The following is a 12377-nucleotide window of genomic DNA, read 5'->3' on the forward strand; positions in this document are numbered from 1 at the left end:
ATTGGACGAGGAGGCATGGAAATGTCTGATGATATCTACAAAGATATAGCTCAAGCCTATGCCGCTGCGGCCGAAAAAGCTCCTGGCCTGAAATCGCGATTTACGGCTGCCGGATTCGATCCGGCAGCTGTCACATCGGTGGCGGACCTCTCGCGTCTTCCAGTGATGAAAAAAGAAGAGCTTCTGAAGATCCAGCGCGAGAACCCGCCCTTTGGCGGGTTCCTGGCCTCGGATCTGAAGGATGTCGGGCGGATCTACGTGTCCCCCGGCCCGATTTTCGAACCGGCCCTTTCGGACGGTGGCGGCCACGGCCTTGACCGGCTGTTCAAGGCGGCAGGCGTGGGGCCGGGGGATATCATCCTGAACACCTGGATGTATCATCTGGTGCCCGCGGGGCTTTTGTTCGACGAAGCGGCACAGGCCGCAGGCGCCACGGTGATCCCCGGAGGCGTCGGCAATACGGAGCTTCAGGCACAGATCATCGCCGAAACCGGCGTGACTTCGATCTGCGCTTCGACCGCGTTTTTCCTGACGCTGGCGGACAAGGTGATCGAAACCTATGGCCGCGACGCATGGAAGGTGAAGACAGCCTTCCTCGGCGGTGAGATGGGCGACTGGATGGCCAAGCGCCGCCGGATCGAGGCCGAATACGGCGTGTCCACCTGGGCCGCCTATGCCACCGCCGATCTGGGCCTTGTCGCCTATGAGGATGGCGGCGAAGGCTACCTGGTTCATCCCGACCGCGTGGTGCAGATCTGCGATCCGGTCAGCGGCGAACAGGTCGCTCATGGCGAACCTGGCGAGGTTGTCGTGACCGCGCGCGATGCCACCTGGCCGATGATCCGGTTCGGCACCGGCGACAGCGCCTTTGCCCTGGAAAGCAACGCGGATGGCACCGTCAGCCGGATTTCAGCATTGCAGGGACGGGTCGGGGCAGCGGTCAAAGTGCGCGAGATTTTCGTTTATCCGCGCGTGGTTGAAGAAGTTGTCATCGGCACGCCGGGCGCAAAGGCCGCGCAGGCCGTGGTAACGCGCGAGAACGATCGCGACATGATCCGCCTCTCGCTTGTGCTGGAAGACGGTGCCGACGCTTCCGCCGCAGAAGCAGCCGCCGCTGATACCTTCAAACTGCATGCACGAATTCGTGCTGACGAGGTGAACATTGTTTCGGAACTACCCGAAAATGCAGAACTGATCGTCAACCAAAAAGACCGCTGAGATCGGGTTCTGTGCGCTTTGCCTGAATCCGACCTTTTAGCCGACACTGGCACGCGGGTTTTCGTGGACCCAAGACTTTCAACTTGGCGAAGGTCTTGGGGATCCCGGCCCCGCGCGCCCGTGGGGTGTCGCGGAAAGCGGCACAGGTCAAACGTGGTCGAAATCGACTGTCAGTTTTTTGGTTTTCGGACGGGCCTGGCAGGTCAGGACAAAGTTCTCCTTCAACTACCAAGGCTCCAAAGCATAGTTCAGCGTCATCTCTGCCTCGCCTTCGATAACTTTGGCGCGGCAGGTGGAACACATTGCGCCCTTGCAGCAATAGGGTAGTTCGATACCTGCTGCGGCGGCGGAGACCACGCTTTCCTGATCAGGTGTCATCACAAAGCTGCGGGCGGTGCCATCATGGATCGCCGTGACCTGAACTCCTTCTCCAGTGGCGGCTTCCGCCGTAAGCGGCGCAAGCGTGACGGTGGCGGTATTGTCAGCATCGGCGGGAGCGAACAGCTCGTCATGAAAACGGTTCTCTTCAACGCCTAGGTCGCGGAGCGCGGTCTTGAGTTCCTGAATCATCTCGGCGGGGCCGCAAAGAAAAGCATCTTCTATTTCTGCCGGAGCGAACAGGGCACCGGAGAACTTGCGCAGCTTTTCCGCATCAAGCCGGCCCGAGAATAGTGGGGAATCGGTGCCTTCGCGCGTCAGTGTATGAAAAAGAGAGAACCGTCCGGGATAGGTATCCTTGAGATCGTTCAATTCGTCGCGGAAGATGATGGAACTTAGCGTTCGACTGCCGTAAAAAAGGATGAAGTTGGCCCCGGCCTCGGTGGCAAGCACCGAGCGGATGATCGAAATGATTGGAGTAGTTCCACTGCCCGGGGCCAGGGCGAGATAGGTGCGTGGTCCGCCTTGTCGTATCTTTGATCCGAATGTGCCTTCGGGCGTCATGACATCAAGTTCGGTGCCCGGTGGCAGTTCGCTATGAACGAAAGAGGAAAACGCTCCGCCTTCCAGCAGCTTGACCAGAACGCGCAACTCGCCATCGTCTCGGCCGGAGCTGACCGAATAGCATCGCCGCACACCATCGATATCATCGGCACGGCGCAGCGTGACGTACTGGCCCGGGATGAATTGATAGTCGTCCGCCAGATCTTCGGGATTGGGCGAGCATTTCGCCGAACTGCTGGCGGGGCAGGATGTCGACGTCACATTGGCCGCCCGCCGCGTCGCCCGCTTGTCTGAGCTTTCCGCAAAGATAGCGGCGGAAGGGGGGCAGGCCGATGTGATAGAGATGGACGTGGCGGACCCGAAGTCGGTGGAAGCCGCGCTGAAGGGACGGGTCTTTGACACTGTCATCAACAATGCCGGAACGACGGCATCTCTTCCCGCATTGGAACACGGGCCGGCCGAAATCGACGCGATCATAGACACAAATCTCAAGGGCGCATTTCATGTCGCACGTATCGCCGCCAAAGCGATGATTGATGCCGGACGCGGGGGCTGTATCGTCAATGTCGCCTCGTTTCTGGGCACACGGGTGGCCAGCCATGTGTCCGCCTATGCCGCGTCCAAGGAAGGGCTGATTCAACTGACCCGGTCTCTGGCGCTTGAATGGGCGCGGCATGGCATCCGGGTGAATGCCATCTGCCCCGGTTATATCGAAACCGACCTGAACCGTGAGTTTTTTGCCACTGACGCGGGACAGGCATTGATCAAACGCGTCCCGCAGCGCCGGTTGGGGCATGATCCGTTGGCCGCCCCCCCCGGACCGGGGGCCTACGATAAGGCGACCGGGAATCCCCGGCCGCAATTCTTAGAGTCACGATTTCAGAACGCGTTAAGCCCGGTCAGGTTGCGCCCGATGACCAGTTTTTGGATTTCGGTGGTGCCATCGGGAATCGGCATGACCTTTGCATTGCGGAAGTGCCGTTCAACGTCGAACTCTTTGGTGATGCCGTTGCCGCCGTGGATCTGCACCGCTTTGCCGGCGATTTCGACGGCCATTTCGGTTGCATACCATTTCGCCATCGAGGTCTGGGTGTCACAGCGCACGCCCAGGTCCAGAAGTTGCAGCCCGCGCTGGCACAACAGGCGCGCGGCATCCAGGTGCGTGGCCATGTCGGCCAGGTAGCCTTGAATCAACTGGTGCCCGCCAATCGGCTTGCCATGCTGCTCGCGTTCCTGGGCATATTTGACCGCACATTCCAATGCCGCCTGACCAATGCCGATGCTGGTCAGGCCAACAAACACACGCGCGCTCTCAAACAGTTTCAACGTCTGGAACAGGCCGCCGCCTGCATTACCCAGAACATGCTCGGCGGTGGTTTCCGCCCGGTCGAAAAACAATTCACAGGTCGATGCACCGACAAGTCCCATCTTGCGCAATTCGCGGCTCTCATAGTTGCCGGTGTCGCGGTCGACGATGACCATGGAAATACCGTCGTCCAGATTGCAGACAACGATGGCGAAATCCGACTGGGCCCCATTGGAAATCCAGAGCTTCTGGCCAGTGACGAAAATCTTATCGCCCTCTCGGTCCGCACGTGTCTTGACCTCGCGTACGTTCGAACCGACCTCTGGTTCGGAAATACAGGTGGCACAGATCCGTTCGCTGCGCAGGAGCGGCTTCAGATAGGCCTCTTTCTGCGCCACATTTCCCAAGAGGTTGACCGCGAACACGGCATGACCCTGAATCAGCACCGCGATTGCCAGATCGGCCCATATCCGGGCCAGTTCCTCGTATAGGATGCCATAGGTCATGCGGTCGATTCCGGCACCGCCTTCCTCTTCGGGGATCAGGCCGCTGATCAGCCCGAATTCCTCGACCTTGGCGAACAGGGACTTCAGGGTTTTCGCATCGGGGGGGTGGCCGAGGTTCTCGTATTTCTCGGCCAGCGGCGCGAACTCTGCCTCGGCCATCTTGCGGAAGTTTTCCAGCAACATGCGTTGCTCATCTGTATAGATTGCCTGAGCGGCGGCGATCACGTTTTCCATGGTTCGTCTCCTTGTTTCAACGGCCCAGAATGATGACGCAGGCGGCCGCTTCTTCTACCCCGTGCAACCCCCCGCCGTTTTCGGCGATGGCATTCTTTGCCCCTTCGACCTGGCGCGCGCCAGCTTCGCCGCGCAGTTGCGTGACCAGTTCGAAAACCTGCCCTATCCCTGTGGCACCGACCGGGTGGCCCTTGGATTCCAACCCGCCCGAGGGGTTCACCGGAATGCGTCCGCCGATCTTTGTCTCGCCGCGCAGACTGGCGGGACCGCCCTCGCCGAATTCGACAAATCCGAGGTTCTCGATCTGGATCACTTCGCCCACGGCCGTGGCGTCATGCACTTCGGCCACCGATATATCCTCGGGGCCGATCCCGGCCTGTTCATAGGCCTCAAGCGCGGCAAGCCGGGTCAGGTGGTTCTTGTAATCTTCCGGCGGACGATCGGTGCCCGAGCGCAGGATCGCGGCCTTGACCTTGATCGCGCGCGCGGGATCTAGGCCCAGACGTTTTATCCCCTCGCCGGTGCATAAAACGGCCGCAGCGGCCCCGTCCGAGATCGGGGCGCACATCGGCAGGGTCAGCGGATAGGTGATCGGCGGCGCGGCCAATACCTGATCGACGCTCATGGCTTCTCGGTATTGCGCCAGTGGATTATGCACGGAATGCGCATGGTTCTTGGCGGCGACGGCGGCGAACTGTTCCTGAGTTGTGCCAAAGGTCTTCATGTGCAGCCGGGCGAAGCCTGCGTAGACATCCATGAACACGCTGTAGGGCTTGGGCGATTTCGATCCTTCGGGTTCCTCGACCCCTGCACCCAGATCGGCCAGCCGTTGCGCGACCTCTTCGCTGTTGCTGACGTCCCAGCCGCTGTCGAAGGCCGAAAACATCAACGCACGGTCGTCAGAATACATCTTTTCGGCGCCCACGGCGAGACAGCAGTCGCCATTGCCGGCCTTGAGGAAATCGACTGCCAGTTTGAACCCGGTCGAGGCGCTGGCGCAGGCGTTTTCGACATTCACCACCGGAATGCCCTGAATGCCCATTTCACGCAGCGCGATTTCGCCGCGGATCATGTGCTGGCCCTCCATGTGGCCCTGCACCGCGTTCGAGAAGAATGCGCCGTCGATACGATCTGCCGTCACTCGGGCATCGGAAAGCGCGGCGGCGACGGCCTCGCCGGTCATGTCCTTGATGGTTTTGTCCCGGAACTTTCCGAACGGCGTCATCCCGACGCCAACGATGTAAATGTCCTGCATCGTTTGTCCTCCTGACCTAGTATCCGCGAAACTGCGGTTTTCGTTTTTCATTGAACGCCGACAGACCCTCGTGCATGTCCCAGGATCGCATGTGCGCGCGCAGGTTCAGCATCTCTTCGGAAAGCGCGGCGGTTTCGTCCACGTCCAGCGACCGATTGGCAACCGTCTTCATGCGGCGTAAGACCGCCGGGCTTTTTTCTGCCAGCCTGTCGGTAAAGGCCTGCACCGCTTGTCGCAGGTCTTCGTCCGCGACGACCTTGTTCACCAGTCCCCAGTCCATCATGTCCCGTGCCGAAACGTTCTCGCCCGAGAACAGCAGGTATTTCGCGCGGTTCAGGCCAATCCTACGCGGCAGGATCGCCGCACCGCCGGCCCCGGGAAAGACGCCAAAGTTGGAATGTGCGTCGCCCAGTTGCGCGCTTTCGGCGGCAAAGACCAGATCGCAGGCCATCACCATTTCCAAACCGCCCGCCATCGCCAGCCCGTTCACTGCGGCGATCACCGGTTTCGGGCCATGTCGCATCAGCCCAAACGTGTGATCGACAAGATCCAGAAGATCCGGCTCGCCTGGTGCATGTTTGGCGCCAGCAACTTCTTTCAGATCGGCACCGGCGCAGAATGCCCGGCCAGAGCCGGTCAGGACAATTGTACGCACCCCATCGTCGGCCAGCGCCGATTCCAGTGCTGCCGCCATCTCGCGCAGCATCTGCGTTGACATTGCGTTGAGCTGTTCGGTGCGCTGGAAGGTAATCCATTCAGTTTTTTCGACCCGCTCAACGAATAGCGTCTGCTTTGCTTCACTCATGCTAAGCTCCTGATAATTATACATATTATTGGTTTTTCGCCTTGTCTTTTGCGGCGATTTGCGCTGCACTCGGGCGGACCCGCACGTGGAAAACAAAAGAGCTGGAGATTGATATGAGCACTACACCCCTGGCCGGCCTGAAAATTCTCAGCCTTGCCGAACAGTTTCCCGGTCCCTATGCCACAATGCTGTTGTCCGACATGGGAGCCGAGGTGATCATGATCGAACGACCGGGTGTCGGCGATCCGGCCCGGCAATTTCCGCCCTTGTTCCGGGCACTGAACCGAGGCAAGCGCAGCGTTGCGTTGGATCTGAAATCGGCCGAGGGGCTGGCACGGTTTCGCGAACTGGCCAAGGAATCGGATGTCATCGTCGAAGGGTTCCGCCCTGGCAAGCTTGCGGCCTTGGGTGCCGGTTTCGAGGACATGCGTCGTGTCAACTCGCGGCTGGTTTATGTATCGATTTCGGGTTACGGGCAGGACGGCCCCTATCGTGACAGGGCTGGCCATGACCTGAGCTATGAAGGGGTTGGCGGTTTGCTGGCCGATCAGGCCGATGCAAAGCAGCCCGGCCCTGTGCCGCCGATCCCCCTTGCGGATGTTGGCGCGGCGTTGTTCGCGGCGATCGCAATCCTGTCGGCGGTGGTGTCGAGCCAGCGCACAGGGCAGGGGCGTTACGTGGACGTGTCCATGTCGGATGCGGTGGTTTCGATGTTGACCGCATTCCTCGTTCCCGCCGCCAATGGAACACCGCTGGGCGAATTTATCGCCGAGCCGGGCTATGGCGTGTTCACCTGCAAAGACGGCAAGCTCTTGACCTTGTCCATCGCGCATGAGGACTGGTTCTGGAAACCGTTCTGCGATGTGATCAACAGGGCGGATCTTGCGCCGTTGACAGGCCGCGACCGTGTCGCCCGCAAGGCCGCGCTGCGCGAAGAAATCGCGGCGATTTTGGTCAACAAGACGCGCGCCGAATGGGGCGACCTTCTGGATAAGGCGGGGGTGCCATGGGGTCCGGTCAATTCCCTGGTCGAAACGTTGGACGACCCCCATGTGCGTGCGCGCCAGCTGCTGCGCAAGATTACGCATGACGGCGGCAAGGCCGAGACTTTTATTGTCCAGCCGTTGAAATTCGATGGTTTCGAAACCGCGATACCGGATCTGCCCCCCGAGCTCGGGGCAGATAATGACAGCGTTTTTTCGGACAGCTCCAACTAGAGGCGGCAGCCGTCCGATGGCGGCTCTAGCAGGCAAAAGAATACCCGCCATTCACCGGATAGGTTTGACCGGTGATCCAGCTGGCAGCATCCGAGCAGAGGAACAGGATCATTCCGGCGGGGTCTTCCGGCTCGCCCAGACGGCGGATCACGTACTGCGACAATGCCCGCTTCTCGGTCTCTGCATCCGGGATCAGGTCGGCGACAGCCGGAGTTCTTGTGCCCCCCAAGGCGACGCAATTCGCGGTGATCCCGAACCGGCCGCCGGCCTTTGCAATTGCCCGCATGAAGCCGGCCGCACCGGCCTTGGCCCCGGAATAAACCGCCAGATGCGGTTCACCGACACGGCCGGCGTCGGAAATGACGGTCACAATGCGCCCATAGCCACTGTTAACCATCAACGGCATGGCGTGACGGGTGCAGTTCAGCACCCCATCGAAATTGGTGGCCATCCAGCGGCGCCATTCGTCGGGATCGGATTCCCAAAAAGGGACCAGATCGTCGAGCCGCGATGTCGGCCCGGCGTTGCCCGCATTGTTGACCAGAATATCCACGCCGCCAAATGTGGTCTGCGTTTCGGCAAACGCCGCGCCAACCGCGTCGAAATCCGAGACGTCGAAGGCGAGTGGCAGAGCCTTTGCACCCGCTGCCTCCACTTCCGCGGCAACGCTTTCGGCCCGTTCGGCGTGAAAATCGTTGACAACGATGGCACCGGCTCCGTGTTCCGCCAGATAAAGCGCGGCTTGCCGACCAACGCCTTGCCCCGCTCCGGTTACAAATGCGGTACGACCTTTGATGGAAAGCAGGTTACTCATCTTCGTTCCTTTCTATCCCAGCCATCTCTTCCGGCGGCGATAGTGTTTGATATCTCGATAGCTTTTGCGCTCGCCCGATGCGGTGACGCCGAGATAGAATTCCTTGATGTCCTCGTTGTCAGCAAGCTTGTCGGCAGGGCCGTCCATCACGATCCGGCCGTTCTCCATCACATAGGCATAGTCGGCGATCGATAGCGCCGCGGCGCTGTTTTGTTCGACCAGGAAGAAGGTCGTGCCTTCTGACTTGAGCTGCTTGAGCACTTCATAAACATCCCGGATCATCATCGGGGCCAATCCCAACGACGGTTCGTCGATCGCGATGATCTTGGGGCTGGCCATCATGGCCCGGCCGATCAGCAGCAGTTGTTGTTCGCCACCAGACATGAAGCCAGAGGTGCGGTTGCGCAGGTCCGCAAGCCGGGGCATCAAGGTGTAAACATGGTCCAGGCGCTTTTTCAGCTCGGCGGAGTTGGGCACCATGTGCCCGCCGACGATCAGGTTTTGCTCTGACGTCAGATGCCGCAAAACGCGCCGCCCTTCCATCACATGGATGAGACCGTTCTTCACGACTTCCGAGGCTTCCATGTTCTGAATGGGAGTTCCGTCCAGAACGATGGACCCCGCCGAAACGGTTCCATCCTCGGATTTGAGCGTTCCCGAGATGGCTTTAAGCGTCGTGCTTTTTCCTGCGCCATTGCCACCGAGCAGAGCAACACATTGTCCCGCACGGACTGTCATGGACACGCCTTTGAGCGCCAGGATGACGTCGGAATATGTCACCTCTACGTTGTTGAGTTCCAGCATGGTCATATTGCCCGGGGCTAAGGATCAGAACGGGCGCCGCGACTGCGGCGCCCGGATTAATTCACCATTTCTCAACTTGCGGAACGTCGACACCCGTTGCCGCGATGGTGATTTTCCCATCTTTGACGGTGCCCACATTCACTTTGAGGCCTTCCAATGGGAACGGTGCTTCTGGCGTAAAGGACAAGGTCGGCAGGAACCCATGGGTTTCTTCGGTGGTGATCGGTTTGGCAAAAAGCGCCTCACGTACCATCTCTCCGGTCAGGCCCTCGGCGCCGTTCGCCTCGATCGCGTGATCGATCACGGTCACGGTATAGAGACCCTGAGATACGCCCATTGCGGTCACGACGTTCCAAGGTGCTTCGAGTCCGTAATCGGCAACCAATGTCTCGTAGAATTGTCGCGCGGGAGTGTCCTCATCGGCCGCAATCGCCATGCCGTAGGCTTCAAAGTCCCCCTCCATTTGCTCAAGCCCGCCAAGCGCGCCACCCGAGGCTGGAAGCCCGTTATGCGAACTCATCATGATCGGGATGTTCGCCCCGTTGGCCTGCAGCCCACGTTTCGCGGCAACCACGATAGAGGTGTTAGTTTGGATTACCAGCGCCTCGGCCCCGGCTCGTACAACGCGGCGCATTTGCCCCGTCAGATCGGTGGGTTGAACTTCGGTATAGATGACCTCGACGAGGTCGATCTCCTCGGGGTGCTCTTCGGCATAGAGTTCAAGGCCCTTTGCCATGTCGACATAGGCAGGCGATGCTTCGGAGGCGAGGATCGCAACCTTGAGCGGTTCGTCTCCTCCGCGCTGTTCACGCATCCAGTTCAGAAAGCCGACACTTTCGTGCGAATAGGTTGGGCGTGGGTTGAAAATCCAGGCATCCGGTTGCCAGGCAAAACCGTAGGCCGCTGTGGCCATGAACATCGGGATTTTGTCTTCCGGCAGGCGTTCGGAAAGGGCCGCGACGTCAGGCCCGCCGAGGCCGACAACCGCAATCGGGTCCAGTTCCGATTTGATCCCGGGCCAGAGACTTGCCACCTGTGCCGCGTCATAGCGGGTTTCGTAGTTTTTGTAGTTCAGCGTGACGCCAAGTTCCTTGCCGCGGGTTTCATTCCACCAGGTGAACACAGCTTCGCGTCCGCCTGCCAGGATGGGCATGATGTCAGCATAAGGGCCGGAAAAGTCCGACAGCAGGGCGAGATTATAGGTCTCTTCGGCCTGCGCCTTCAAAGGCATGGTCGCCGCGGCCGCCAAGGCAGCCGCTGCCAGTAAGCCGCGAAGACCTCGATTCGATTGGTAAGTCATATTCTTCCTCCCAGGTTTAGAGCCGCTCTATTTCTCAGTAAGGAAACGGCCAGATACGGTATGACGACTTCAGGATGTTCCAGCGGTGCATCAGCCCCTTGGGTTCGAGGATCATAAACAATGCGATCACGCCGCCAAGAACGACATTCATGCCAGCGAACACGATGTCACCGCCAAGGAATGATACCGAGTCGGCGATATTGGGGCCGACCGTCGCGATAATTTCCTGGATGATGCGGATAATGAAGACGCCGATCAGGGCCCCCACGATTGAACCCATCCCGCCGACGATGATCATCGCGACGAAGAAGATCGAGTGAAACAGGGTGAACTGGTCTACCCCCACGAAGCGGATCAGATAGGCCCAAAGCGCCCCGCCGACGCCCGCATAGAAAGCGCCGATCAGGAAGGCATTTGCCTTTGTGGCCGCGACATTGATCCCCATTATACCCGCGGCCACGTCATCATCCCTGACCGCCACGAAGGCACGGCCGAAGCGTGACCGAACGATCCCGAACGCGCCCGCCACCATGATCGCGGTCACGGCGAAATTCAGATAGAACTGCGAAGATTCGCTGACAAATCGCAGCCCGAAAAGCTCGGCCGGGGGCACGGTGATACCGTTCGACCCACCCAGCCAGGTTGACGGCAGGTTCAATACGGCAAAGTGGAACAGGAACTGAGCTGCAATCGTGGTCAGTGCCAGATAGAACCCCTTGATCCGCGCCGCGGTCAAGCCAAAGAGAAAGCCGAACAGCGCAGCCGAGAGCCCGGCCAGAGGAATGGTCAGCAGAAACGTAAGGCCGGTCTTCGAGGCCAGTATCGAGGCCGTATAGGCGCCGACCCCCATGAACGCCGCCTGACCCAGGTTGATCTGGCCCGCATAGCCGGTGCAGATCTGAAGCCCGACGGCGATGACGGCGCTGATCATCATCATATTCAGGATAGCGATGATACGGCTGCTCACCAGGTAAGGCGCCAACAGCAGTAGAGCCATGAATACGACGAGGGCCAGAAACTGCCAGCGCGTTCGGATCAAACGTCTGTCACTGCGATAGCTTGTCGGGAATACGCCAGAAGGATCCATGGATTACACCCGTTCGATTGTGCGCCAGCCGAACAGGCCGGTCGGCCGGATCAGCAGAATGGCAAGCATTATGATATATGGAACGACACTGCCGAGCGAGCCACCGATCAACGGATCAAGGTAGTTGGTGGTCAAGCTCTGCGCGATGCCGATGATTATTCCTGCCAAGATAAGCCCGCCGATGGATTCCAGCCCGGCAAAGAGCGCCACCGGCAGGGCCGCGAACCCGATATCCGAGGCCAGGAAGGTCAGCGATTTGCCGCTGAGAAAGATCATCGCACCAATTGTGGACAGGATTGCCCCGAGAACCCAGGCAACGGCAATCGAGCCTTTCACCGAAATGCCCATCGAGGAAGCTACGACGTGGTCCTCCGCCACAGCGGTCATACGGAGGCCGGACCGGGTCCGGTTGAAGAACCACGACAGGCCGACGGCCGCGACAATGGTGATGATCCCACCTATCAGGAGGTTCATCGGGATCAACATATCGCCGAGGAACAAGGGTTTCAGCGGAAAAATGATCGGGAAGGGTCTTACCGCGGGACCGAACACAAGCAGCACCAAACCGCGCAGCAGGATCAAAAGGCCGACGGTGACCATGACCATCGAGAAAACCGATTCACCGATCAGCTTTGTCAGGAAAATCCGTTCGATTGCGTACCCGACCAGCCCGGCCAGAACCAGCGAAAGGGGTATCGACAACCAAAGGCTAAGCCCCGCTTGCATCGTTGTGAACCAGACGATGAACCCGCCGATGATCACAAGCTCGCCCTGCGCGAAGTTGAACACCTTGCTGGCGCGGTAAATCACAACAAAGCCCATGGCCACCAGCGAATACAGAAGGCCGATCAAAGCCCCGGTAATGATGTCATTGATGAAATAGACCATT

General features: G+C 59.5%; 11 protein-coding genes and 1 pseudogene. 3 read left to right on the top strand and 9 right to left on the bottom strand.

Translation table 11 applies throughout. The features are described 5' to 3' along the window. Positions 1-21: 21 nt before the first annotated feature. Positions 22-1218, top strand: coding sequence for a phenylacetate--CoA ligase family protein (locus AC13C8_RS02810; protein ID WP_232237126.1), 1197 nt, complete (start codon positions 22-24; stop codon positions 1216-1218). 225 nt (positions 1219-1443) lie between these two features. Here AC13C8_RS02810 and AC13C8_RS02815 read toward each other — a convergent pair whose 3' ends face one another. Further along, positions 1444-2421 (bottom strand): FAD-binding oxidoreductase, encoded by a 978-nt coding sequence (locus AC13C8_RS02815; protein WP_168733229.1) that lies wholly within the window; start codon positions 2419-2421, stop codon positions 1444-1446. Between AC13C8_RS02815 and AC13C8_RS02820 the strand changes: the two are divergent. Continuing rightward, a pseudogene (locus AC13C8_RS02820) lies at positions 2372-2893 on the top strand (SDR family NAD(P)-dependent oxidoreductase); the annotation flags it as partial. The gene AC13C8_RS02815 and the pseudogene AC13C8_RS02820 sit on opposite strands and share 50 nt — an antisense overlap. Positions 2894-3039: 146 nt before the next feature. Here AC13C8_RS02820 and AC13C8_RS02825 read toward each other — a convergent pair. From AC13C8_RS02825 to AC13C8_RS02835, 3 genes are read right to left on the bottom strand one after another with little or no spacing between them, the layout of a single operon-like run. After that, positions 3040-4206, bottom strand: a complete 1167-nt coding sequence (locus AC13C8_RS02825) for an acyl-CoA dehydrogenase family protein (protein WP_136340189.1) — start codon at positions 4204-4206, stop codon at positions 3040-3042. A 16-nt stretch (positions 4207-4222) separates the two neighbouring features. Further along, positions 4223-5461 (bottom strand): thiolase family protein, encoded by a 1239-nt coding sequence (locus AC13C8_RS02830; protein ID WP_152467122.1) that lies wholly within the window; start codon positions 5459-5461, stop codon positions 4223-4225. 16 nt (positions 5462-5477) lie between these two features. After that, positions 5478-6266: an enoyl-CoA hydratase/isomerase family protein gene (locus tag AC13C8_RS02835; protein WP_152467123.1), complete on the bottom strand. Its 789-nt coding sequence runs from the start codon at positions 6264-6266 to the stop codon at positions 5478-5480. 113 nt (positions 6267-6379) lie between these two features. Here AC13C8_RS02835 and AC13C8_RS02840 point away from each other — a divergent pair, with 113 nt between their 5' ends. Then, a complete protein-coding gene (locus tag AC13C8_RS02840; protein ID WP_232237125.1) occupies positions 6380-7483 on the top strand; it encodes a CaiB/BaiF CoA transferase family protein in 1104 nt (367 codons plus the stop codon). Positions 7484-7508: 25 nt separating this feature from the next. Here AC13C8_RS02840 and AC13C8_RS02845 read toward each other — a convergent pair whose 3' ends face one another. From AC13C8_RS02845 to AC13C8_RS02865, 5 genes are all read right to left on the bottom strand, one after another. Beyond that, complete coding sequence (locus AC13C8_RS02845) at positions 7509-8297, bottom strand: SDR family NAD(P)-dependent oxidoreductase (RefSeq protein WP_043753691.1); 789 nt, start codon at positions 8295-8297, stop codon at positions 7509-7511. 12 nt (positions 8298-8309) lie between these two features. Then, the gene (locus AC13C8_RS02850; RefSeq protein ID WP_028288589.1) at positions 8310-9101 is read right to left on the bottom strand and encodes an ABC transporter ATP-binding protein; all 792 of its coding nucleotides are present in this window, start codon (positions 9099-9101) and stop codon (positions 8310-8312) included. A 61-nt stretch (positions 9102-9162) separates the two neighbouring features. Further along, positions 9163-10401: an ABC transporter substrate-binding protein gene (locus AC13C8_RS02855; protein ID WP_051630972.1), complete on the bottom strand. Its 1239-nt coding sequence runs from the start codon at positions 10399-10401 to the stop codon at positions 9163-9165. A gap of 34 nt (positions 10402-10435) precedes the next feature. Continuing rightward, positions 10436-11488 (bottom strand): branched-chain amino acid ABC transporter permease, encoded by a 1053-nt coding sequence (locus tag AC13C8_RS02860; RefSeq protein ID WP_027264390.1) that lies wholly within the window; start codon positions 11486-11488, stop codon positions 10436-10438. Between the two features lie 3 nt (positions 11489-11491). Beyond that, positions 11492-12376 carry a branched-chain amino acid ABC transporter permease gene (locus tag AC13C8_RS02865; RefSeq protein WP_028288586.1) on the bottom strand — a complete coding sequence of 295 codons (885 nt, stop codon included), beginning with the start codon at positions 12374-12376 and terminating at the stop codon, positions 11492-11494. Position 12377: the final 1 nt, after the last annotated feature.

The sequence above is a fragment of the Aliiroseovarius sp. B-4 genome (assembly GCF_056857795.1).

Excerpts from the sequence above, each read along its gene's own strand:
- AC13C8_RS02810 (WP_232237126.1), top strand. The coding sequence starts at position 22 with ATGTCTGATGATATCTACAAAGATATAGCTCAAGCCTATGCCGCTGCG.
- AC13C8_RS02825 (WP_136340189.1), bottom strand. The coding sequence starts at position 4,206 with ATGGAAAACGTGATCGCCGCCGCTCAGGCAATCTATACAGATGAGCAA.
- AC13C8_RS02830 (WP_152467122.1), bottom strand. The coding sequence starts at position 5,461 with ATGCAGGACATTTACATCGTTGGCGTCGGGATGACGCCGTTCGGAAAG.
- AC13C8_RS02835 (WP_152467123.1), bottom strand. The coding sequence starts at position 6,266 with ATGAGTGAAGCAAAGCAGACGCTATTCGTTGAGCGGGTCGAAAAAACT.
- AC13C8_RS02840 (WP_232237125.1), top strand. The coding sequence starts at position 6,380 with ATGAGCACTACACCCCTGGCCGGCCTGAAAATTCTCAGCCTTGCCGAA.
- AC13C8_RS02845 (WP_043753691.1), bottom strand. The coding sequence starts at position 8,297 with ATGAGTAACCTGCTTTCCATCAAAGGTCGTACCGCATTTGTAACCGGA.
- AC13C8_RS02850 (WP_028288589.1), bottom strand. The coding sequence starts at position 9,101 with ATGCTGGAACTCAACAACGTAGAGGTGACATATTCCGACGTCATCCTG.
- AC13C8_RS02855 (WP_051630972.1), bottom strand. The coding sequence starts at position 10,401 with ATGACTTACCAATCGAATCGAGGTCTTCGCGGCTTACTGGCAGCGGCT.
- AC13C8_RS02860 (WP_027264390.1), bottom strand. The coding sequence starts at position 11,488 with ATGGATCCTTCTGGCGTATTCCCGACAAGCTATCGCAGTGACAGACGT.
- AC13C8_RS02865 (WP_028288586.1), bottom strand. The coding sequence starts at position 12,376 with ATGGTCTATTTCATCAATGACATCATTACCGGGGCTTTGATCGGCCTT.